The sequence below is a fragment of the Salegentibacter haimaensis genome (assembly GCF_054121495.1).
This window is the reverse complement of record NZ_JBSYGH010000001.1, coordinates 663,755-685,954: the sequence shown is the minus strand read 5'-3', so window position 1 is coordinate 685,954 and position 22,200 is coordinate 663,755. Positions and strand designations below refer to the sequence as shown.

The window sequence follows — 22,200 nt, the reverse complement described above, 5'->3', positions numbered from 1 at the left end:
TTATACTAATCGGATAACTGAAATAAGCGTTTTTAATTTCATTACACTGGAACTCTTTGAGCGGCATCTCGGCGAACCTTAATATCACCAAAGACTGCGATAATTTTTCACCCTTGTAAGGACTCTATTGATGCTTTTTATCGTTCTTCGTAAATAAAGTTTTAAAGCACTTCCCTAATCTTTATTTTCCATTTACCGTGGTAACTTTTTCTGTAGTGAGAATCTTCTCGGGATTGATATTTTCATCAAGCATTTTTATGAGACCATTTATTTGTCCATTGATGCTCTGTAGCCGGGTTTTGATGTCTTTACTCTGATGTTCGTGACTGGCATTATACAAGTTCTAGATATGAAGGTTCTAGTTATGAATGGGTTTGGGTTCCTGGGGATTTCACTGCTCCTCCACCAGGAATTGAAAATACGCCGCATAATCATGTTGATCATCCTCATGGCCCGTCGGTAGGAACAAATAATCATCCAGTGGAGGTTCTAATTGATTCAACAATTTCCGAGCATCCTTGTTTGGATAAGGTATTAAATAGGGTTCTCTCCTCAAACAGTGCTTTATTTAAGGAAACCGTAGGTCAATTTATTGATAATCCCAAATACGATCTCACATTTACACTTGGTGATTGTTCAGGTACTGCAGATGCATGTACGAATGCAGATAATATTGAAACGACTGGAGAAATATTTATAAAATTTGACAACCTTGACTTAAATCCTATTGATTTGGCTGCGAATATATTGCACGAAGGTGTACACGCTGAAATTTTCAGATATGTTCAAGAACATCATGAAGGTAATGTCGATCCAAATGACAAACCTAGACTTTTCGAATATTATAAGTATTACAAACTTGCGGTTGATGAAAAGCATATTGACCACCCATATATGGCAGAATATTATATTGAACCAATTGCCAAAGCCCTCCGAGCATTAGATAATTTTCAATATGAGGAGAATTATTATAAAATTTTTGCGTTAGATGGTATTGGAAGTTGGGGACTTGAGGAAAATGAATTGATTAATGAAAATTTTTCCCAGTATAGGAATGAAGTTTCGGATAATTTCTCAATCGAATGTGATGAATAAAAGTTTTGGTATTTTATTGTCCATATTTTTTTTGATTTCTTGTAATATCCACAATCAATCTAAAGAAGAAATTGAAATATACTCCCTAATGATCGATGAGTTGGCGATAGCATTTCCTTTACCTCCTATGCCTTCACAAGATGATTTAGAAGCAGCCATAGATAATACAAATTGGGACTCAATAAAGTCTGTTAAAACTACTTTAGTAGTAGATACAGTTATGTTTCGTGTAGAGAAAAGAATTTCACTTCCCCAAAAACATTCAGAGTTTGAAGAATTAAATGCTAAAATTATTAATTTGCCAGCAAAAGTTGTTAATAAAGACCTTTTAAAATCAAAAGAAGGCCATTCGTTGATCTATGGAAATTCTTTGGAGGATTTTATAGGTGATTACCCTCAAATGGTTTTCATATCTCGGATTGCATTTAATGATGACTTAACTAAAGCATTTTTATTTGCAGGTCATGCAACAGGAAGGTTATCTGGCTTTTTAAATCTCTACCTTTTACAAAAAGAAAATGAAAGATGGAAAATCATTTATAAAAAGAATGTAGAGGTCTCCTAAAAATTCACTTCTATAATTCACCATTTAACAAAAATACCGGATGCTAGGAATAAAAATCATATTTCTAATCTCAATTTTCCTTGTATCTGCCTGCAAAAATCAATCTGGGCTTTCAAGTTCTACAGAGATTAATAATGTTTTGGAGGCGTTTGCTTCCAAAAGCACCACACAAAGAGAATTTTTTTTTCGCACTCTTCAAAATACCAATACTTATTATAAAAAACCTTTTCAGGTGATTTCTGAGCCGGGTAGCATTATGATTAATCAGTACAACGAAGGATATATAGCACAATGGAAAAAAGAGTCTGATACTGCCAAATCGAAGGAGTCGAAAGATGAAATTGCAAAGAAATATAAAATACAGCCAGAGCAAGTTTTTAAGCCTGAAGATAGGGAGTATATGTTGGCTCAATTAGAAAATTTAAGGTCTCTGGATCTTAGAAATTTTAATATTAAAAACTTAAGTCTTCAAAATTCAGAGGATTTTCCGGTCATCACTCAACCCATATTCAATAAAGCGCATAACAGAGCTGTTATCTTTATAATTTCAAAGGGTTATGAAGGCCTCGAAGTTTATAAGAAGGGTGACGGGAAATGGGATTTTTATTTTGCATCCACTCTCCTTATAGAATAGTATTTTTTACTGCGAGTAATCTCCATAAGGTATTTCTAGAATGGCGAAGTTTTTTCAGATGGGTATTACCATTGGAAAAAAAATAATTAAATACCAAAAGTTTAAATAATTTAGGAATTTCCATACGATAGGCAGTATAGAATTTTTTCAATAATTCAGAATAATTACCTTCAAACTTATAACCTCCCCCATATGTTTGGGGTCTTTACCTGGAAGTGTTGCAAAATCTTCTTCATTTGGCATTAATTGCAGTTTACTATAAACCCGTTCAGCCCATTCCCTCTTTATTCCGCTAAAGCTTCATTTCGGTGAATGCGCTTCTCTACAAAGGTCTTGGACACCATCGAAGAAATTTAGACTTCCATTGCGCTAACCCGATGAAAAATCGGATCGCTACATTCCAGTTCTAAATTTTTCGATGAAGTCCGCCTGGGTTCCAATTGAATCGTCTTTTGGTTTTAATGAGGCGCTATATGAACTAATGGGACAATTACCAGGTTAGTGAGATTTACTTTCAATTTGTTTATTCGAAACATCGGGTAACTCTAAAATATTCAAATTTTAGCCTGGTATTTATTTACTCATTCTTCTTTCTAAGATATTAATTGCACACATAGATTCCTTTTTCTTATGCAAGGATACAGGATATAGAAGTTAGCCGGGCTGCATAAGCCGGTCGGCTGCGCACTCCCTTTTATAATCCCTCTCTAATTCTATATCCTGTAAGGAATCTGCATCAAAAAAGGAAATAGCATACGGCTCTATAAGAAGTAAATCAATTAGAAATTTCACGAAATCACTAAATAGCACCATATCTGCAATCGGAACGATAGGTCAAAAAAGGGAAAAGCTCCGGATATAAAAAGTAAATCAATTTTTTCATAAGTTCTGTTTGAGGTCCTACTACTAGTTATTATAGGTATTTCCAGAAGCAATTTTTAGCTCCTCTGAGAGGGACCTATCCTCTAGAATTGTTTGAACTTTTTTGAGCCAATTTTTCAGAAAATCACTTCTAATTACTTATATTTAAATCTGATAGCAAATTTTTGACTTTCCGGCTATCTGATTTGACTTTCCATTTTTTATTTTAAAATCGATACAGGCAAAAGCTGCCAGGTATCGAAGGGTTCAAAATTTTGTGCTGTGCACAAAAATGTAGAGCAAGAGGGTAACACGCTGCGCGATGTTAAGGCCACAATTTCATTGAATTTTATATCAATTGCCTTGGTTTGATAGAGAATTAAATGATCCCTCTTAGGGGGTTATGAGTTTTTTCATAAAAAACTTTGGGAGCCTAGTATTTACGAGGAAAAAATTATGAAAAAATGGATAAAGAATTTAAAAATCAAAAATTTGAGGGTCTTAAAATAAAAGCTTCAGTGGCCAAACGTTTTAGAAAATTTGCCAGAGCTTTAGCCAAATCTCAATCTAATTGCCTCCAGCTTATGTTGGACTTTTTTGAGCAGAACAGGCTCTCTCCTACCCAGGACCTGGGACCTAATATGAGTTCCCTGGAGAACAGCCTCAAAAAAAGAATCGATGGCTTTAGTGCTATCCTAAGGGATATTGAAAAAACTCAAACCAAACCTACCCAGGCAATGCTTGAAGCTCTTTTTGAAGCAACCGCCACGCCGGGATCTTCTAAACCCACTATTGATATCGATAAGCTATTGGAAGCTCATGAGCTCTCTTCTCACACTATAGAGCCTAAACAGACCTCTTCTATAAATTCAGATTTAATAAACCTGCTCGAGAACACCGAATACATCACTCCGGCGCTGGGCCGTCCTTATCTGAGATTAAATATTACCCGCAATAAATTTCAATTGCTTAAAGCCAAATATCATGTACATAAACAGTAGTCCGGAGAAATCAGGTGCCAACTATTGTACATGCATCTCCAAATATCTGAGCTATCTGGAATATTAAAAATCTAAAACCAGAAAAAATGAGTCAAGTTAATTACATACGTCATCTGAACAGAGTTCTACGGGAATTTTCCCAGGACGACCGAATCACTTCTTCGCATCGAAGCCTGTATCTGGCCTTTTTTGAGCTGTGGAATCAAAAGCATTTCCCCAAAACCATAATGCTTAATAGTAAACAAGTAATGGGTCTGGCCAAAATACGCTCCAGAACTACCTATCACAAACTGCTTGGTGAGCTCGAAAGTTGGGGATACCTCCAATACCGTCCATCCAATAATCCAAATATTGGTTCTCTCATTAAGATGTCCAGATTTGATACACTACCTGATCAAAAAATGAACAGAACCTATCCAGTTTCTGAACAACTACCTGTTCAAAAAATGGTCTCTTTTAATAAAGAAAAAGATAAACATATTATAAACTCTTTTAAACGTATAGGTCCAAAAAATGAACAAATAGTTTTTAAGTTTTTTGAAGAAAAAAATAGAAGTCTATTGGAAGCTAAAGAATTTTATAATTTTTATAAAAATATAAATTGGAAAATAAACGGAAATATACCGATTACCAATTGGCAAGCCTATGCAGAAAAATGGATGCTTAAGGCTGACGAAATAGAGAAAACTAAAAGGTTTAAGCGACTTGTCCAAAATCTGGACCACCTGTATACTGGGAAGCATAAAAATTATGGGCAGCCGTTATAAAAGTTAGGAAGACTATTTATTTAAAGAAATTTATTATCAATAGTAAAAATCAAAACTATGCTTTTGAAAGGTGTTTAAAACCTCGGACAAAATTATCTTTCTATTGCATACAAGCATAACGGTCTGGAGTAACTATCATAGCTTTAAATCCGTGAGGATCTACTTTTTCCTTAAATGTCCAGCGGACTATTTAATGTTCTACGCTATTAAGCTCGTTAAAGGCCATTAGTTAGTTCTTTAATCTCGTTCATTATACGATCAAACCGCACCTGTTGGTCCTCGTGATATAAATTTCCAATAATAGCTTCTTGCATGTTCGCCTTTTCCCGAATTGATGCAAATTGTACTTTCAGGAATTGTTGAACTTCCGGATTAGATTTCTGAATTTGTTCTCTAAAATTAGAGGTATAGTTAAGAAGGTAGACAATATCTTCAAAATCGTGACTCATCCTGGGGTCTCTTCCTCCTCGACCTTCAAACGCCGCAAATTTGGTAGCTAAAAAATAAGGCAAGGTAAGAATCCTGATCTCTACATTTTCGATTTCTATAGTTATAGAGTTTTCAAATCCAGATTCAAACCAGGGATTTGCTGGCGCCCATCCTACTTCGGTAGTCGACATGACATCTACTTTAATCTCCTTTAAACGAAATCTACAAATTACATCATCTTCGGAAGACTGGACAAACCCCTTGTCTTCAAGAGCTATACGGAGTTTTTCGAGCTCTCCGACATTTGCAATTTCTAAAGTAATATCAATATCTTTTGTTGGTCTTACATCTTCAGCTGCCGGATCATCTATATATAAACTAACCATCGCACCGCCTACATAAACTACCTCTTTATTCAGGTCACCTAATGCGACCGCAACCCTACTGGTAGCTTTGCGATTTATTAAAGTATTCTTTAGCATAAACGCTTTTTTAATTCTTCAATTGCAAAATTCTTTTCACGTGCTCTTCCTACTCGTAATACATCACAAAGAGACATGAGCTCATAAAACTTCTCATCTTTTAAACATGCTTCCGGTATGTTTGGATGTAATGGCTCAATGGATTGCCCACGTATATCTCCTTTTCCATATGGCCATACATAGGCCTCCTGACTTTCAATAACCTCATTTAGGGGCGGTGCCGAATGTGCCGTTGCAACTCCTCGTACCAATGCTCCGGGTTGCTGAGGATATACATATGGCAAACCATATTGAAGAAAGTCTAGAATAGCTGTCTTCATTAATCGTTTTTTATCCGGAAAAATTAATCCTGCAATTACCGACCTATTAATGCTTTCACTCACTTCACTACCACTTATACCAAGCTCATATGAAAGATCTTTCATATACCAACTTCTATCTTGCTTTGCAGCAATTTTGAGAAGGATCACTATATCGTGCGGTCTCATTCCGCTATGTTTTTTCATAGCACTGCTATTTAATTATAATCAAAAGTAGTAATTATTTCTCAATTCGCGATTCGCGAATCGCGAATTGAGAAAAGTATTTTTCTGAACTGCGATCAAAAATACTATTCATCATAAACATCGAATATCCGTCTAAAAAAAGCAGTGGGAAGTTATAAACTTTAAAATCTGAAGCATCTACCAGACCCTTAAGGACTCAGTCCGCTTTAGATAAATATTGCTCAAATTGTTTTAAGGTGATTTCTTCTTTCTGTATTAGTAAAGTCCAATAATTGAAATAATTGCAGGGAAGTTTTCCAGCCAGCAGTAATTATAGAAAAATCTTAGAGGAAGGTTAAAAAGGACATAATAGCAATTTCCATAACCTCAAGCAAAGTGTATATACTCAATAAAGAAAATGTTCTTGATCTGTAAAAATTTACGGAAATACTCTACTGAAGAAGCGGTAGAAGTACACGGGCATCTATAGATTTTTGATAAAATGGTAAAAGCAGGAACTATCTTTTCTCAAAAAGCTTCTGAAAGGCTTGCGCAACTATGTGGTAAAGTCAATCCTCAATTCAATTTACTTAGAAATGAATCTAAAAAGCGACATTTGCCTTGAGTAAGGTTTAAGGATTTATTCCCTCACATTCCATTAAAAATTATCGCATTTTTAATAAATCGTGCCTCTAATTACATACCCTACCTTAATTCAGAATATCTTTTCAAGATCTATAAATCCATATTAATAGTTCCTGTTTTAGAAAGGTCAATAATTTACGGGTCTATAATCAGGATCAGTTATTTTTGAAAAAACAGCGATAAGACTAACATCCTTCCATACTTCTTCCTCCTCATCATAAAATTTTTGATCCATCTTGGTCTCAAGAGTATTCTCATCCAAAAATTTAAAAGAGGTGTACCTGGGAAATGCTTCAGCACAATCAGGTCTATCTATATCATTTGGCGGATCCTGGACCTCAAAAGAAACCACCTGGCCATCTTTTATTGTCAAATATTTCCCAGTGCCTTCGGGGCCAAATCTCATGAATAAATACGGTAAATTATGTCTGTATCCGTCAAAAGGCATACCATTACTCATTACAAATAATACATCAGCTCCCTGACTAGATGACCGAATTGATATATGATGATCTCCCATCATATTCATATCTTTCTCAAACCAGGCTTTATCCAGTTCTTTAAAAAAATCATATTCAGCATTACCATCTTGATTGATATCCATTGCTACATCTGAAGTTAACAAAACCACTTTGTAATATCCCAGATAAGGGGGATACAGGTGGTTCTACATCCTCCTTGCCACACGCAACAATGCCGATTATAAAAATTACCAGAATTACTTTTAAAACGATTCGCATAGTTAGTTTTTAGAGTTCTACTTGAACAGGTCTCAGTTAAAAGCAAACCAGCTGTCTTAATTGATTTGGGATAAATTTAATTTCTTGCTATAAAATAATATCAGTTGAAGCTAAAATAAATGTCAAATCGAAAAAAGATCTATTCTGTACCTATTCTGTACCCACTGTAAAAAAGAAAGGCTCCACATTTCTGTGAAGCCTTGTCTTTGCTAGTAGCGGGAACTGGACTCGAACCAGTGACCTTCGGGTTATGAGCCCGACGAGCTACCTACTGCTCTATCCCGCGATATTGGACTGCAAATATAAGGTAGAATTTAAGTTCCCACCAAAGTTTTTCTGAAAAAAATTCTGAGGAAAATTTTAAGCTTTAAAGCCATCTGAAGCTCAGATGCTTATGCCAAAAAATTATTGTTCTATACTCTGCGCCTCAAAACTCCGAAGTTCATTTGCTTCGAATTCTACACTAATTTCGATAGGATTACAACAGTTTTCGCAATCTTCGATGTAGCCTTGTTCTCTTATGGAAGGGTCGAGCAATACCGAAATCTCCTCCCAACAATAAGGACATTGAAAAAAATGCTCGATCATAACTCTACGTTTAATAACTGCCCGGTTAACTGAAGCAATTCCATCTCGGCCATCTTAGCATCGTATTTTGCAAGATTGCGACTCGTTCGGGCATCGAGCAGGTTAATTTGTGCCTGCCTGAATTCCAGCCCCGTAATTCTCCCTAACCTGAATTGCTCCTCGCTGCGCTCAAAGTTATTTCGATTGGTCGCCACGTTTTCTTCCTGAACCCTGTAAATAAAAAGTCTATTCTCATAGTTCCCCAGGGCATTGGCTATATCTCGGCGAATCTCGGCGCGTAATTGTTCTCTTATAATCTCCTGATTCTCATAGCGAATTTTGGCATTCTGAACTCTTACCTCACGACCCCCGCCATCAAATAAATCCCATCTAAGGCTCACCCCCCCCCGAAAGTCCGGTGGTGGTTTGAAAAGAGCCGGGAAAGAAAGCCGTGGCCGCACTCCTGTTCCAGTTCCAGCCATAAGAACCGTTTAGCCCCACAGTTGGCAAATAACCCGATTTACTCACCTTAATATCATACTCACTAATCGCAAGGCTTCTCTCAATCTGTAAAAGCGATACGTTATTTTCTTCAGCTGTTCCTACGAATTCCTCGATTAGCAATGGAGAAATAAAACCCAGGCTGGTATCTACCTCAAAATCTCTGGCAGTCACAGGCCGGTTTAAAAGCACATTTAGATCTCGCTTGGTATTGGCGAGCTGCTGCCGGGTTTCCAGCAGCACTATGCTGTCGTTATTCACATCTACTTTTGCATTTAAAACCGCCAGGTTATTGCTCTGCCCATATTCAAACTGATAGGTGGCCCTGGTCACCCGCTCGGCCGAAATCTCCAGCCCATCTTCCAGCACCCGAATGTTCTCACTTAACCTCGCGATCTCGTAATACACGCTCATTATTTGCAAAATTCCGGTTTCTATGGTTTCCCGGGCTTCAAGCTGCGAAAGGTTATACTGCTCTTTTAGACTCTTAAAATTATAAAGACGGCCCAAGCCGTCGAAAAGGGTGTAGTCTACGTTGATTCCGGCATTATAGCGGTTATTTTCGATGCCTTCCTGCTCAAAGATCTCGCCGCCTTCAGGTTCGGTCACACGATCCTGTAGATCGTAAACTGCCCCGGCCTGGGCACTCACCTGCGGCAAATAACCCGAGTTGAGAATACTCTGATTATTTTCGGCAATTTCAACCTCGTTTTTGGCTATACGTATTCCGAAGTTTTCATTCAAGGCTCTCGCGATTACTTCTTCTTTGGTAAGCAAAGTATCCTGAGCCGAAAGTATTCCGGTAATCAAAATCAGGATAATGCTGAAAAACTTATCTCGATTCTTCATGCAATTCTTCTTCTCTTTGTTCTTTAATAGCCCGCTCAACATCTTCGCTGGATGCCTTTTTGCCTGAGGCCAGCCAAATCGTACCTGTTTTGATATTATTGCTTATAGAAAGCAGAAGCGGCAATAATAAAAGCGTTAGCACCGTGGCAATCGCAATCCCGTAGGAAATGGAAATCGCCATAGGCTTTAAAAACTGTGCCTGCCGGCTTTTTTCAAGCAAGAGAGGTGCGAGTCCCGCAATAGTGGTAAGAGAGGTAAGGAAGATCGCTCTAAACCTGGCCCTTCCGGCCTCATAAAGGGCGGTTTTAAATTCCATACCTTCCCGCAGGTAGCTATTGAATTTACTAATAAGCACCAGCCCATCGTTCACCATAATTCCTACCAGGGCAATAATTCCCAGCGCCGAAAGCACATTTATAGGGAAATCGTGAAACCAGTGCCCCCAGGCTACTCCAATTACAGAAAAAGGGATCATAATCATCAATAAAAACGGCTGACTATAACTTCTGAAGGTAAAGGCGATCGTGGCGTAAATAAGAAATAACACTATGGGCAAAACCGCTTTTGCTGAATTTGCCAGTTTTCCGGCCTCTCTGTTTTGACCTTCGTAGGAAACCGCGATACTCGGATACTTTGCCAGAATTTCGGGCATAACATTTTCCTGAATATCGGCAAGAATATCGGTTGAAGAGCCATTTGGGTCTTCCATATCGGCATTTACCCGTATTTCCCGAAGCCCGTCAAGATGCGAAATAGATTCGGTTCCTCTTATAATTTCATAATCGGCGATTTCAGCAAAAGGAACTCTATTTCCTGAAGGGGTTACAATTCTAAGGTCGTCGAGGTCATTTATCGAACTTCGATTGGCAAGATCGTATCTTACCCAAACCCGAATTTCATCCTGTCCCCGTTGAAAACGTTGCGCCTGGGTTCCAAAAAACGCGTTTCGAATTTGCCGCATGACCTCACCAAGATCCAGGCCGAGTGCAAAGGCCGAACTCTTCAGCTTTACATTGAGTTCTTTAATTCCCTTGGGATCATTATCGTTTACATCCTTCAGCAGCGGATTGTTCTCAAAATTCGTCTTTAGCTCCTCCTTTGCGGCTTCCAGTTCGGCCAGGTTATTCCCTAAAAGAGAAACTGAAACCGGGGAACCTCCAAAATTTCCTCCCGAGCCAAAAGTGAGGTTTTCCACTCCAAATACCGGCCCTACTTCATCGCGAATCGCATTGGTAATTTCAGGAGAGCTAAAATCACGCTCCTCGCCCGGAAGCAGATTCACCTGAAGTGAGGCCTTATTATTACCCGGCCCCACACGTTTTATGATATTTTCAACTACCTGTTTGTTGTCGGTTTGGCGCGCCGTAAAATCTTCGTTTACCCTCCAGGCAGCAGCCTCGACCATAGTGATGATCGAATCGGTGCGTTGGGGGTTTACGCCTTCAGGCATCAAAAGATCTATGCTCACCCTGTCGCTGGCAATACTGGGAAAAAGCGTTACCCGAATCCAATTCCCGCCAATAGCTCCAAAAGTTAGGATTAGCACGGCCGATAAAATTCCCAGGGATAAAATTTGCTGATTCAGGGTAAACCTAAGTATGGGACTATAAAATTTATCGCGTAAAAAGCGCATTACCTTATCCCCATAATGGTTTATCTCTCTCATTTTACTGAAAAAGCGCCTCATTCCGCGTTTCTTCTGTTCTCCATTCTCCTGCTCTCTTTTTAAAGCTTTTGAATGGGCGATATGCGCCGGTAAAATGATAAGCGCCTCAACAAGCGATACGACCAGGGTTAAAATTACCACCGTAGAGACTTCACTGAAGATTTCTCCAATTCTACTATCGAGGAAAAGAAAGGTCGAAAAGGCCAAAACCGTGGTGGTGATCGCCGATAAAATTGGAGGTACAACCTCCATAGTTCCATCTATAGCCGCCTTAAACGGGGGTTTCCCCATTTCGTAATGCTGATAAATGTTTTCGGCAATTACAATCCCGTCATCTACCAGAATCCCGATTACGATAATCATTCCAAAAAGCGAAAGCACGTTGATGGTCACTCCCATACTTCCGGCAAAGATGAACATCCCAAGAAAAGCGATAGGCAATCCAAAAGCCACCCAGAAGGCAAGACGGGTATTCAGAAATAAGGAAAGGAAAAACAATACCAGGACCATCCCCATTACCCCATTTTCCACTAAAAGTTTGGTACGTTGACCCAGGGTTATCGAACTGTCGCTTACTACATCGAGTTTGATATTGGTGCTTTTTGCATTATAATCGTCAATATAGGCATTGACTTTCGCGGCTGTAGAAAGCAGGTCTTCAGAATTGGTGTTGCTAATCCCGACATTTACGGCAATATTTCCGTTGAAATAAAGCGCATTAGGAGTTTCAGAAAACTGGTCTCTTACCACTGCGATATCGCCCAGGCGAATTACCTGGCCTCCCGGGTCGGCACGCAGTACGATATCATTTAAAGCATCGGCATAATAGGAACGGGCATTGGCGCGAATCAAATAATCTTCGGCCTGGGTTTTTATGGTCCCACCGGTAGTTAAAATATTGGAAGCGCCCACTCTTTGGGCCACTTCTTCAAAGGTGAGATTATAGGCCAATAAATCGTTCTGGCTTACCGAGATCTCGATTTCCTCTTCAGGAAAGCCGGAAATTTCAATTTGCGAAACGCCGTCGAGCATTCGTAAATCGTTTTCTATTTGCTGGCTTATTCGCTTCAGGGTAGCTAGCGGTACATTATCGCCACTTATAGCAAAATTGATGGTTTCCCGAACCCTTTCCTGCTTGGCTACCACCAGGGGTTCCATTCCGCCGGGAAAAGTGGGAACGCGATCTACCGCATTTTTAACTTCGGTAAGCATCACGTCTATATTCTCGCCCATTTCGATCTCGACCGTAATTGAGCCACCGCTTTCACGAGCAACCGATGTTACCCTGTCTATGCCTTCAAGACCTTTGAGATTGTCTTCGATTTTAAGGATGATCCCTTCTTCGATCTCTTCGGGTGCAGAACCCGGATAGGCGATGTTGATGTTGATAATTCGGGAATCTTCAAGGGGAAAGAAAGAAGATTTCATATTAAGAATCCCAACGATCCCAAATATGATAAAAGCAATAATAACTACATTTACTGCAACGCTGTAACGAATAAAATAATTGATTAATCCTCTCACTCGGCGCTGCTATTTGTGATTTCTTTTTCTCCCTCTACTTTTACCAGCATACCCGAATAGGCACCCGGCACCGTAGCCGATAAAATCGAAGTACCGTCTTCCAGGCCTTTGATAACCACCCGTGAATCTCCAAAATAAACCGGCTCTACTTCTACCAGGTCTAAAAGACTATCCCGAACTATATAGACCTTTGAGCGATCTACCAGCAATTCTCTGGGAATTTCAATGGCATTTTCTTCCTGTTTTGCATTAAGACGGGCTTCCAGGTACATTCCCTCGCTAAGCTTTTCGTTTTCAACTTCAATAAATACCTGTATGCTCTGGGTAGATTGATTTACCCTACTGTTAATTCGGCTTACTTTACCCACATATTTTTCCTGCGAATCCAGGCTATACATACTTACCTCTTCGCCCTCTACCAGCAAATTGCTGAATTTCTTCGGAATTGCCACTTCCAGTTCATACACGCCCGGGTCTATAAATTCTCCCAGTTTCTGGCCGGGTCTTATCAGTGTTCCGGGATTTACCAGGGCCTCGGTTAAAACCCCGTTAAATGGCGCGGTTATCACGAATTTGCCCAGCCGCTCTTCCATATTTTTTATGTTATAGTAGGCAGAAACGATTCCGCGGCCGGTAATAAAGAATTTTTCCTGGTCATTCTCAGTCTCCGGAAGTGGAGGCACCGCCTTGTTTACATCGAAATTCTGTAAATAGCTTTGCCATTTTTCATAAATATCGGGATAGTCGAATCGCAAATCGGGCATTATGGCGGTGATCGAGTTATATAGATCACTTTTGGCAGAAAGCACCGTAGCTCTATATTCGTCGGCATTTATTCTGAGCAGGACCTGTCCCCGCGAATATTTTTGGCCGGGCCTGAAAGCCTTGCTGCTTCCGCTAAAAACCCCTTCAACTTCAGAAAAAATTTCGGTGCGATTCAGCGCTGTTAGGTTACCATTGGCAGGAACCACAATAGGCACAAGCCGATTTTCAACCGTATCTACGAAGACGCTTTTTACGGTTTTATTTACCTCGGGTACTTCTTTAACATTGCTGTCTATTATAAGCTTGGCACCAAAAAGTGCGCCTGCGATGAGCAATACTCCAAGGATGGAGAGAACGATTTTTCTAGTATTCATACGTGGTCCTAGGACTTAAATTTGCCCAAATAGTTTAATGCAAGTTAAGATTTAATTAAAAGCTTCCAGTTTTTCCTGAATTTCTTCCCAGCGCAACATCAATTTTTCCAACTCTTTTTTCTTTTTTGAATAGTTTTCAAAGAAATTATTCTTTGCCATGGTTTCTTCATAATTAGTAGCCAGGGCAACGTCTTCTTCCTTTATCTCCTTCTCGAGTTTGGAAATTTTAGACTCGGTAGTGCTGAGTTTGTTATTCAAAGATTTTAATTCCTTTTGCTGCTCGTAACTCAACTGCCCTTTCGAAGCAGTTTTATCTTCTTTCACCTTCGCAACCTCGGTTTTCTTCTCTACCGCACGCATATCTTCCATCTTGCGCTGGTCCAAATAGAAATCTATATCGCCAAGATATTCCTTTATTTTCTTATTTCTGAATTCGTAAACCTTATTGGTGAGCCCCTGCAGGAAATCCCTGTCGTGAGAAACGATGATCAAAGTTCCTTCAAATCTACTCAAAGCTTCCTTTAATACATTTTTCGATTTAATGTCGAGGTGGTTAGTAGGCTCATCCATTACCAGCACATTAAACGGCTGAAGCAAAAGTTTACATAGTGCCAGGCGGTTTCGCTCCCCACCCGAAAGCACCTTTACTTTCTTATCTACTTCTTCCCCGCGAAACAGGAATGACCCCAACATATCTCTCACCTTACTTCGGTTCGATTCATTTGCTGAATCTATCATGATCTCGTGAACACTTTTCTCCCCGTCGAGATACTCGGCCTGATTCTGTGCAAAATAACCCAACTGAACATTGTGCCCCAGTTTGAGTTCTCCTTTATGCGAGATCTCCCCGGTAATGATTTTGGCCAGGGTAGATTTCCCCTGTCCGTTTTGTCCTACGAAGGCGATTTTACTACCCCGCTCTATAAAAAGATTTACATCTTTTAGAACCTGGAGATCGCCGTAACTTTTGCTTATTTTTTGCGCTTCAACAACCACCTTACCGGGTTGTACAGAAACCGGGAAGGTGATATTCATTACCGCGTTATCGTCTTCATCAACTTCAATCCTGTCAATCTTATCCAGTTTTTTGATAAGCGATTGAGCCATCGAGGCCTTTGATGCTTTAGCCCTGAATTTTTCAATCAGTTTTTCGGTTTGCTCTATTTCTTTTTGCTGATTCTTTTGCGAAGCGATTTGCTTCTCCCTTAACTCCTTGCGGAGTACCAAAAACTGGGAATAAGGCTTTTTGAAATCGTAGATGCGACCCAATGAAATTTCAATAGTTCGGTTGGTCACATTATCCAGGAACATCTTATCGTGAGATACGATCACCACGCTACCTGAGTAATTATTCAAAAAACTTTCCAACCAAATAATACTTTCAATATCGAGGTGGTTGGTAGGCTCATCGAGCAGTAAGATATCGTTATTCTGAAGTAAAATTTTGGCCAGCTCTATACGCATACGCCAACCCCCTGAGAATGTATCGGTGATTTTATCGAAATCCTCGCGGTTAAATCCGAGCCCCAGAAGCACTTTTTCGGTATCCCCCTGGTAATTATACCCTCCAATAATTTCAAACTGATGGGTAAGTTCGCTGAGATCCTGAATAAGCTGGGTATAGGAATCGCTCTCATAATCGGTTCGGGTGGCCAATTGATGGTTAATTTCATCAATTTGTTTTTCCATACGCTTAATCTCAACAAAAGCCTGTTGGGCTTCGTCGCGTACGGTTCTCCCCTGCACAAAATCGATATCCTGCTTAAGAAAACCTATTTTGATATCTTTTTCTTTGGCAATTTGTCCCGAGTCGTATTCCTGCTCCCCGGCAAGAATTTTCAGCAAAGTAGACTTTCCGGCCCCGTTTTTTCCAATCAATCCAACTCTATCGCCGGCTCCCAATCGAAATCCAATTTCCTCAAACAAATATTCTCCCTGGAAAGAAACCGACAAATTATGAATGTTCAGCATTAGTCTTTAAAATTTTTGCAAATATGCCTAAATTTACGGTGCTAAAAAAATGCTATGAAGTTCCTGAAAGGCACGAAATTATACTCAATTTTTACCGGTACCTGCCCGGTTTGTCAGCAGGAGAGTATGTACCTCGAATCCAACCCCTATAAACTCACCAGAATTTTCAAAATGCACGAGCGTTGTTCGAATTGCGGGGTGAAATATAAGATTGAGCCTTCCTTTTTTTATGGGGCGATGTATGTGAGTTATGCTGTGGGAGTGGCCTTTGCAGTAGCGGCTTTCATCATAAGCCACCTGTTTCTCGGCCTGGGCCTGGTAGCTACCTTTTTTGCCATTATGGGAACTCTAATAGTTTTTGGCCCGGTAATTATGCGTTTATCCAGGAATATCTGGATTAATTTCTTCCTGCATTACGACCCTTCGAAGGCGCATTCTTAAGTTTTTCGAAGCGTCTTTGAAATCGCTTAATATCGATCTCTTCAGGCAGGGATTCTTCTTTCTCGATGCTATTAAACAAATAATTCGCCAGGCTTGGCGCCATGATGATCCCGCGACTGCCAAAACCATTGCAAATAAATAAATTTCTATGCTCGGGATGCCGGCCCACAAATGGTCGCCTGTCGCCTGTTGTTGGGCGTATTCCCGCCTCCTGGCCCACCACCCGAAAATCGCATTTCAGAAATTCTTTTAATTGACCCAGGATCTTTTCTTTGGCGGCTTCAGTAGTATTAAATTTTTTGTCTCTGGGATCGTAGGTTGCCCCAACCTTATAAAGATCATTACCAAGCGGAATGATGAAATTTGAGAATTTTACCGCCTGTTCTAATTTCAATTCTTCGGAAGCAATTACAATATACTCCCCTTTATTCCCCTGAAGCGGCAAATAATTAAAAAACGGGTTTTTCGATAATCCAAAACCTTCGCAGAAAATCAGATTCCTGGCTTTAATGCCATTATACTTCACAAAATCTGCTGTGATTTCTAACGAATTATGATCAAAAATTTCCTCCTGGAGTTTCCCGGCTTCCAGCATATAACGGCGATAGCTGTTCAGCATTAAAACGGTATCCAGGTTGCCTGTATTTTTTACCCTTCCGAAGCCAAAATCGGCTTTAAGATTTGAATTTACCCTATGCTCGATTTTATCATCCAAAAACTCGCCCAGGCCGGGTTTATCTGAAGCTTCAAACCAGTTGTTTTGTTCTTCAACAGAATGAAATTTCCTATAAATTTCCCGCCTATGAATAAAATTCACCTCTAATTTGGCTTGCAGATTTTCATAAAAATCAAGGGCTGTTTCAAATTGCCTTTTGCCGTCCCAGGCCAGTTTAAGCCGTTTAAGGATAACGGGATTAAAAATCCCCGCTGCAACCTTTGAAGCTGCATTGGCATCGGCGTCGAAAACTACAAACTCCCTGTTGTTTCTTTCCAGGCTTTCACAAACTGCGAGTCCGCTCAAGCCAAGGCCAACCACTATAGAATCGATCATAATAAGCTTTTGTCAAAAATAAATTTTATAAAATAAAAAAAGCGCCCAAATTGGGCGCTTTTAAAATATTCTGAACGAGGGAAATTAATAATTCCACATATCCTGTTCGAAATTTCGAATTTGTTCTTTTATCCGTTCCGATTCCAGCAGCTGCATAAAGGCATTGTCTACTACATAATCGTTGATTTGACGATCTCCCTGCACGTTATCTTCCTTATAAATGATCCCGTTAAAACGCCGGGCATTCAGCAGGTGATCAAACGAAATAGTTTGGGCGGTACTTCCTCCCATATACACGTGGTTTTCGTGCAGCAATTCGCGGGCATCGGGGAACCAAACCCAGAACAGTTCAACCAAATCGGTTTGTCCTGAATCGATAAAGTTCACATCGGGGGCCACCGGGGCGATCCCTAAGATACGATACTTTAATTCGGCCTGGCGCTTGTCGAAATACCATAATCCGCGAATGTGGTACTCGGCGATATCGGCCGCGCTAAGATCTCTACGATCTATAAATTGCGGATCTACCTGCTCTCCGGCATTATACTGCTCGATCCCAAGATCTGTAGTATCTACTTTAGAAATGGTAGCCTCGATATCTTTCAGGGTACGCTTTTCTGTGAAATACGAATCGGTATAGATATTTTCGATTTTACCCTCTTTAATGCCTTTCATCAAAACATCATACAAAGAGCGTCTGGAGGAACCAATATTATTGGTATCTATAGGATAGTAAAGCGGAAAGTTCACCCTCTCATCAAGATCGATGATTTCCCATACATTTTTAGACCAAAGAATATCTCTTTCTTCAACATATCCATATTCAAGAGGCTTGTCTTTGATGACATTTTCCTGCTGGGCCCGGGTAGGTTTCCCTATATCTTCCGGCTTTTTGGCGTTAAGAATATTGGTTTGCGCAATGCTTTGCCCGGCAAACAATAAACTCACTCCAAATACTAAAAATCCTCTCCAGTTCATCGTTATTAAATTTTATTAATTAGTAAGCTCAATTACTACAGGAGCTACTTTCTTAAGCATATAGCTTGAATTCCCGGCCAATCTTGCCTGAATATCAAAAATCTGTACAGTTTCACCTCTTCCGGCTCTTCTAAGCGCTGCCTTGGCCCTATCGTCAAGTCTGCTGCCATTTACCTGAACAGTTGGCTGCCCCGGTACTTTAAAGCTAAAACCGGTTACGTTTAGATTCAGGTCGAAATCGAAATCGGGTAAAGTGGCACCAATGGTAGAGATCTCCAATGCATTTCTTTGCATTTTGACCGAACCATCTTCTCCACGAACTGTACCAGAAGGTCTTGGAATATCTTTTACCCTGAAGGTTTTGCTGTCTGAAACAGATTCACCACCGGGTAATTTTCCGCTTACGTTAATGGTAACCTCTCTGGCCTGTAAGGTGGTAACATCCATAACATAGCTACCAGCTCCACCTGCAGGTCTTAACCCGGGTGCGTTAGCAGAAACGTTTCCTACTCCAGGAATAGATATAGTCATTGGGTTTTGAACCCCACGGTATACCACGTTCATTTTGTCGGCAGAAATTACTGCTGAATTCGGTTTTGGAATTACAGCATAAGAACTTCTAACCGGGATCTTTACTATAGAGTCACTTTCTCTAAATTGAAGCTCACCGGTAACCTCGTTCTCCCCTACATTACCTGCAGGGAAATTAAGTTTTACCTGCCCGGCCTGGGTAGATTCCACTTCGTTTCCGTTGATGATTACGTTTTCAAATTTCAAAGTAGGGTCAACTCTACCGAGTACTACAGTACCAGTAAAGTTCTCCCCGCTAAAAAATGCAGTTTTATCGGGAATTACGATTGCCTCATAATTCGTAAGAGAAACTTCACTTTGAAGTTGACCAGAAAGCATTGCCGATAAAATCTGATTTTCTGTATTCTTGATATCAGATTGTAACTGAGTAAGCTTGGTTACCGAAGCGATTAAAGGATATCCCTGATAGTGATATTCCAACCAGGATTTTTCTATTCCATCGCGGGTTTCTTCAGGATTAGTGGCAAATTCATTTCTAACCTTTTGCGCGATATCAGGAAAATCTTCTTCAATAGTAGAAGCAACACCTTCGCGGTAGGCTTCTATTTGATCTAAAAATTCCTGTCCTCTTGGATTTACTCTACCACTCTGGAAGAACATTTCATCCATAGTAACAGATTTATCCATGGTCTCATAATCGCGGGGATCATTTACAGAAGCTAAAAGCTCGCTTTTAATATTTTCTATATAAGAATCCAGATTTGAAGACAACTCATCGATTTGCTCGGCTTTCTCTACAAGAGGAGAGTATTTAGCCGGCTGCTCGGTTGCTTTTTCAGCAAGCCCGGCCATAAACGCACTGTTTCGCTGAGCGGTGGTTTGGGTATTTTCGGTTAATTTTTCATTCATAAGTCCAAAGGCAGTAAGCACCTCTTTAGACATATTAAGGGCCATCATAGCGATGAAAACCAGATACATCAGGTTTATCATCTTCTGCCTTGGGGATTGTTTTCCAGACGCCATAAGCTAATTAGTTTGTTTTTTTGGTTTGTACTTTTAGTTCAAAAACTAATTAGTTGGTAGTTACTCTCTGCCCGTTCATAGCGGTTAACATACCACCATAAACTCCATTCAATGAAGAAAGATTATTGGCAAGGGAGCCCATTTGCTTGTTAAGCTTATCGGCATTGGCAGCTACCTCATTATTGATCTCTGCCTGTCTTGAAGCCGATTCTACCTGAGCTTTATAAATATTGTTCAAAGTCTCCATTTGAGCTGCAGCAACACTAAGTTCCTCGCTGTATTTCTTTTGTGAAGCCATCGCATCTACAGTAGGAGCGATTCCTTTGGCCGCACCTTCAAAATTACGGATGCTTTCACCAAGACTGCTCATTAAATTTGAATCGATCTTGGCTTCCTTCAACATTTCATCAAGCTTTTTAGAAAGCATTCCTTCGGTTTCTTTGTCCTGCTCGATTACGGTAGCCCCTCTTTTTGCTGCAGGAGCCCCTCCTGCAAGTTCAGGATATACCAACGACCAATCCAGGTCATCATCTACCGGCTCAAAAGCCGAATATGCAAATACCAATGCCTCTACTACAAGACCTATAATAAGCATCTCGTTACCAAGGGGCCAGTGCATAATTTTAAAAAGTGCACCTAATATTACAACAGATGCACCTAAACCGTACACCATATTGGTTATTTTCTTTGTTGCTCTAGAATTTGCCATAATTAATAAGATTTAGATTTTCTTAGGTTTATTTAAATAGGTTAAGTTTCAAAAAATAAAATTGTTATCGTCTTCGGTTGGATTGATTCAAAGTCACATCGGTACCCAGGTAATCCTGAACAGTTCTAAACCCAATATAACTTCTGGCCGAATCTGCATATTCATAATCACGGGAGCTTACTTGTAGGAAATAAGCTACGTCTTTCCAGGATCCACCCCTTACTACTTTTCGCATATCATCGGGGTTGTTTACGGTAGGGTTCATAGAAGACATATATTCATAAGAAGCCGCATCATAAGAAGAGTTCACCCACTCGGCCACGTTACCGGCCATATTATACAAGCCATAATCATTGGGATCGTAAGATTTGGCTTCAACGGTATATAATGCCTGGTCGGCAGCATAGTCACCTCTTAGAGGTTTAAAGTTTGCCATAAAACATCCGCGGTCATTCTTGGCATAAGGACCTCCCCAGGGGTAGGTAGCCCCCTGCAGACCACCTCGGGCGGCATATTCCCATTCAGCTTCAGTTGGAAGACGGAATGAAGGCACATCGTGATCGCCCTTAGATCTACGGAAGTAGTTTTTATACATAGTTCTCCACTGGGTAAAGGCTTTGGCCTGTTTCCAGGAAACCCCCACTACAGGGTATTCATCAAAAGCACTATGCCAGAAGTAATCGTTATGCATAGGCTCGTTATAAGAATAGTTAAAATCTTTAATCCAAACTGTAGTATCGGGATAGATGGCGATTTCTTCGGTTTTTATATGGTCTCTGCGATTCCCACCTGAACGCGCCGCAGCCTGGATGTCCATCCAGGTATATTTAAACTTAAGCTGTTTTACATCTATGGTTCGCTGGCCATTATAAACTTCTTCCATAGGGATGTATAACATATCCATCACCTCGGCGTAATACACATCTGGGTAATCATCGGTATCCCAAATAATATCCACATCTTTATTAAGCCTGCGATTTTCATAAGTATCAGAAGGGCCACCTGTACCGTAGGTATTCAGCATATATTCCTGGTACGGAGTAAGATTATCGGGATCGCCATCTGCAAAGGCAAATTCTCCAATTCCACCCCCGCCGGGAGTTTCACCCATATCCTCGGCCATAATAGCGAGATTTACCCTAACTATGGAGTCTTTTATGAAGTCTACAAATTGGCGGTATTCGGCATTGGTGATTTCGGTTTCATCCATGTAGAAGGAACGAACGGTCACCGTTTTTGGCGGCGCATTTTTCTGGTCGGCTAGATCATCATCAGATTTCCCCATAATGAACGCACCGCCAGGAATCAATGTCATACCGTAAGGTTTCTCCGGATTCCACTTTTTCCCTTTCGCACCTACCAACTCTCCCCGGTCACTACGACCACAGCCTGCCAGCAGGACAAGAAAAGCAATTAGCGAAATAAACTTCTTCATAATTTCTCCTAGGTTAAGACATATTGCATTACGGCAGTAAACCTATCTATTTATTTTTTAAAAAACAATAATTTCAAAAAAAATACCGCAATGGCAAAAATGCCTGATTTG

21 protein-coding genes and 1 tRNA gene are annotated in these 22,200 nt (G+C 40.1%); 6 read left to right on the top strand and 16 right to left on the bottom strand.

The genetic code is table 11. The features are described 5' to 3' along the window. Window positions 1-181 precede the first annotated feature (181 nt). Entirely contained in the window at window positions 182-340 is a 159-nt protein-coding gene (locus ACW6QP_RS03255; RefSeq protein WP_457909399.1) for a metal-sensing transcriptional repressor, read from the bottom strand. 140 nt (window positions 341-480) lie between these two features. On the opposite strand from ACW6QP_RS03255, the gene ACW6QP_RS03250 reads away from it, so the two are divergent. The 5 genes from ACW6QP_RS03250 to ACW6QP_RS03230 all read left to right on the top strand — a co-directional run bounded on the left by ACW6QP_RS03250 (window position 481) and on the right by ACW6QP_RS03230 (window position 4,923). Next, on the top strand, window positions 481-1,095 hold the full coding sequence (locus tag ACW6QP_RS03250) for a hypothetical protein (RefSeq protein ID WP_457909398.1): 615 nt from the start codon (window positions 481-483) through the stop codon (window positions 1,093-1,095). Continuing rightward, window positions 1,088-1,660 carry a hypothetical protein gene (locus tag ACW6QP_RS03245; RefSeq protein WP_457909397.1) on the top strand — a complete coding sequence of 191 codons (573 nt, stop codon included), beginning with the start codon at window positions 1,088-1,090 and terminating at the stop codon, window positions 1,658-1,660. The genes ACW6QP_RS03250 and ACW6QP_RS03245 overlap by 8 nt, the downstream gene beginning before the upstream one ends. 40 nt (window positions 1,661-1,700) lie before the next feature. Beyond that, window positions 1,701-2,294, top strand: coding sequence for a hypothetical protein (locus ACW6QP_RS03240; protein WP_457909396.1), 594 nt, complete (start codon window positions 1,701-1,703; stop codon window positions 2,292-2,294). 1,325 nt (window positions 2,295-3,619) lie between these two features. Then, window positions 3,620-4,156, top strand: coding sequence for a BfmA/BtgA family mobilization protein (locus tag ACW6QP_RS03235; protein ID WP_457909395.1), 537 nt, complete (start codon window positions 3,620-3,622; stop codon window positions 4,154-4,156). A gap of 86 nt (window positions 4,157-4,242) precedes the next feature. Continuing rightward, the gene (locus tag ACW6QP_RS03230; RefSeq protein ID WP_457909394.1) at window positions 4,243-4,923 is read left to right on the top strand and encodes a hypothetical protein; all 681 of its coding nucleotides are present in this window, start codon (window positions 4,243-4,245) and stop codon (window positions 4,921-4,923) included. Window positions 4,924-5,138: 215 nt separating this feature from the next. On the opposite strand, the gene ACW6QP_RS03225 is transcribed toward ACW6QP_RS03230, so the two are convergent. From ACW6QP_RS03225 to ACW6QP_RS03180, 10 genes are all read right to left on the bottom strand, one after another. Further along, window positions 5,139-5,834: a nucleotidyl transferase AbiEii/AbiGii toxin family protein gene (locus tag ACW6QP_RS03225; protein ID WP_457909393.1), complete on the bottom strand. Its 696-nt coding sequence runs from the start codon at window positions 5,832-5,834 to the stop codon at window positions 5,139-5,141. After that, window positions 5,828-6,340, bottom strand: a complete 513-nt coding sequence (locus ACW6QP_RS03220; protein WP_457909392.1) for a hypothetical protein — start codon at window positions 6,338-6,340, stop codon at window positions 5,828-5,830. The genes ACW6QP_RS03225 and ACW6QP_RS03220 overlap by 7 nt, the downstream gene beginning before the upstream one ends. 751 nt (window positions 6,341-7,091) lie before the next feature. Then, window positions 7,092-7,568, bottom strand: coding sequence for a hypothetical protein (locus ACW6QP_RS03215; RefSeq protein ID WP_457909391.1), 477 nt, complete (start codon window positions 7,566-7,568; stop codon window positions 7,092-7,094). 349 nt (window positions 7,569-7,917) lie between these two features. Further along, a tRNA-Met gene (locus ACW6QP_RS03210) sits at window positions 7,918-7,990 on the bottom strand. Between the two features lie 119 nt (window positions 7,991-8,109). Beyond that, the gene (locus tag ACW6QP_RS03205) at window positions 8,110-8,292 is read right to left on the bottom strand and encodes a CPXCG motif-containing cysteine-rich protein (RefSeq protein WP_457909390.1); all 183 of its coding nucleotides are present in this window, start codon (window positions 8,290-8,292) and stop codon (window positions 8,110-8,112) included. Then, entirely contained in the window at window positions 8,289-8,672 is a 384-nt protein-coding gene (locus ACW6QP_RS03200) for a TolC family protein (RefSeq protein ID WP_457909389.1), read from the bottom strand. Before ACW6QP_RS03200 ends, ACW6QP_RS03205 begins: the two co-directional genes overlap by 4 nt. Next, entirely contained in the window at window positions 8,662-9,621 is a 960-nt protein-coding gene (locus ACW6QP_RS03195) for a TolC family protein (RefSeq protein ID WP_457909388.1), read from the bottom strand. The genes ACW6QP_RS03200 and ACW6QP_RS03195 overlap by 11 nt, the downstream gene beginning before the upstream one ends. Beyond that, entirely contained in the window at window positions 9,605-12,811 is a 3,207-nt protein-coding gene (locus tag ACW6QP_RS03190) for an efflux RND transporter permease subunit (RefSeq protein WP_457909387.1), read from the bottom strand. Before ACW6QP_RS03190 ends, ACW6QP_RS03195 begins: the two co-directional genes overlap by 17 nt. Continuing rightward, window positions 12,808-13,950, bottom strand: a complete 1,143-nt coding sequence (locus ACW6QP_RS03185; protein ID WP_457909386.1) for an efflux RND transporter periplasmic adaptor subunit — start codon at window positions 13,948-13,950, stop codon at window positions 12,808-12,810. Before ACW6QP_RS03185 ends, ACW6QP_RS03190 begins: the two co-directional genes overlap by 4 nt. Window positions 13,951-14,001: 51 nt before the next feature. Further along, on the bottom strand, window positions 14,002-15,921 hold the full coding sequence (locus tag ACW6QP_RS03180; protein ID WP_457909385.1) for an ABC-F family ATP-binding cassette domain-containing protein: 1,920 nt from the start codon (window positions 15,919-15,921) through the stop codon (window positions 14,002-14,004). Window positions 15,922-15,975: 54 nt separating this feature from the next. Here ACW6QP_RS03180 and ACW6QP_RS03175 point away from each other — a divergent pair, with 54 nt between their 5' ends. After that, entirely contained in the window at window positions 15,976-16,362 is a 387-nt protein-coding gene (locus tag ACW6QP_RS03175; protein ID WP_457909384.1) for a DUF983 domain-containing protein, read from the top strand. On the opposite strand, the gene ACW6QP_RS03170 is transcribed toward ACW6QP_RS03175, so the two are convergent. The 5 genes from ACW6QP_RS03170 to porK all read right to left on the bottom strand — a co-directional run bounded on the left by ACW6QP_RS03170 (window position 16,319) and on the right by porK (window position 22,089). Next, window positions 16,319-17,413 carry an NAD(P)/FAD-dependent oxidoreductase gene (locus tag ACW6QP_RS03170; protein ID WP_457909383.1) on the bottom strand — a complete coding sequence of 365 codons (1,095 nt, stop codon included), beginning with the start codon at window positions 17,411-17,413 and terminating at the stop codon, window positions 16,319-16,321. The two genes, ACW6QP_RS03175 and ACW6QP_RS03170, sit on opposite strands and share 44 nt — an antisense overlap. 84 nt (window positions 17,414-17,497) lie before the next feature. Next, complete coding sequence (gene porN / locus ACW6QP_RS03165) at window positions 17,498-18,391, bottom strand: type IX secretion system ring subunit PorN/GldN (protein WP_457909382.1); 894 nt, start codon at window positions 18,389-18,391, stop codon at window positions 17,498-17,500. Window positions 18,392-18,406: 15 nt separating this feature from the next. After that, the gene (gene porM / locus ACW6QP_RS03160) at window positions 18,407-19,945 is read right to left on the bottom strand and encodes a type IX secretion system motor protein PorM/GldM (RefSeq protein WP_457909381.1); all 1,539 of its coding nucleotides are present in this window, start codon (window positions 19,943-19,945) and stop codon (window positions 18,407-18,409) included. A 49-nt stretch (window positions 19,946-19,994) separates the two neighbouring features. Next, window positions 19,995-20,654 carry a type IX secretion system motor protein PorL/GldL gene (gene porL / locus ACW6QP_RS03155; protein ID WP_457909380.1) on the bottom strand — a complete coding sequence of 220 codons (660 nt, stop codon included), beginning with the start codon at window positions 20,652-20,654 and terminating at the stop codon, window positions 19,995-19,997. A gap of 64 nt (window positions 20,655-20,718) precedes the next feature. Next, on the bottom strand, window positions 20,719-22,089 hold the full coding sequence (porK, locus tag ACW6QP_RS03150) for a T9SS ring complex lipoprotein PorK/GldK (protein ID WP_457909379.1): 1,371 nt from the start codon (window positions 22,087-22,089) through the stop codon (window positions 20,719-20,721). Between the last annotated feature and the right edge of the window lie 111 nt (window positions 22,090-22,200).

Bases quoted from the DNA above. Each gene is read 5' to 3' on its own strand.
- ACW6QP_RS03245 (WP_457909397.1), top strand. From the start codon at position 1,088: ATGAATAAAAGTTTTGGTATTTTATTGTCCATATTTTTTTTGATTTCT.
- ACW6QP_RS03240 (WP_457909396.1), top strand. From the start codon at position 1,701: ATGCTAGGAATAAAAATCATATTTCTAATCTCAATTTTCCTTGTATCT.
- ACW6QP_RS03235 (WP_457909395.1), top strand. From the start codon at position 3,620: ATGGATAAAGAATTTAAAAATCAAAAATTTGAGGGTCTTAAAATAAAA.
- ACW6QP_RS03230 (WP_457909394.1), top strand. From the start codon at position 4,243: ATGAGTCAAGTTAATTACATACGTCATCTGAACAGAGTTCTACGGGAA.
- ACW6QP_RS03225 (WP_457909393.1), bottom strand. From the start codon at position 5,834: ATGCTAAAGAATACTTTAATAAATCGCAAAGCTACCAGTAGGGTTGCG.
- ACW6QP_RS03220 (WP_457909392.1), bottom strand. From the start codon at position 6,340: ATGAAAAAACATAGCGGAATGAGACCGCACGATATAGTGATCCTTCTC.
- ACW6QP_RS03215 (WP_457909391.1), bottom strand. From the start codon at position 7,568: ATGGATATCAATCAAGATGGTAATGCTGAATATGATTTTTTTAAAGAA.
- ACW6QP_RS03205 (WP_457909390.1), bottom strand. From the start codon at position 8,292: ATGATCGAGCATTTTTTTCAATGTCCTTATTGTTGGGAGGAGATTTCG.
- ACW6QP_RS03195 (WP_457909388.1), bottom strand. From the start codon at position 9,621: ATGAAGAATCGAGATAAGTTTTTCAGCATTATCCTGATTTTGATTACC.
- ACW6QP_RS03185 (WP_457909386.1), bottom strand. From the start codon at position 13,950: ATGAATACTAGAAAAATCGTTCTCTCCATCCTTGGAGTATTGCTCATC.
- ACW6QP_RS03180 (WP_457909385.1), bottom strand. From the start codon at position 15,921: ATGCTGAACATTCATAATTTGTCGGTTTCTTTCCAGGGAGAATATTTG.
- ACW6QP_RS03175 (WP_457909384.1), top strand. From the start codon at position 15,976: ATGAAGTTCCTGAAAGGCACGAAATTATACTCAATTTTTACCGGTACC.
- ACW6QP_RS03170 (WP_457909383.1), bottom strand. From the start codon at position 17,413: ATGATCGATTCTATAGTGGTTGGCCTTGGCTTGAGCGGACTCGCAGTT.
- porN (WP_457909382.1), bottom strand. From the start codon at position 18,391: ATGAACTGGAGAGGATTTTTAGTATTTGGAGTGAGTTTATTGTTTGCC.
- porM (WP_457909381.1), bottom strand. From the start codon at position 19,945: ATGGCGTCTGGAAAACAATCCCCAAGGCAGAAGATGATAAACCTGATG.
- porL (WP_457909380.1), bottom strand. From the start codon at position 20,654: ATGGCAAATTCTAGAGCAACAAAGAAAATAACCAATATGGTGTACGGT.
- porK (WP_457909379.1), bottom strand. From the start codon at position 22,089: ATGAAGAAGTTTATTTCGCTAATTGCTTTTCTTGTCCTGCTGGCAGGC.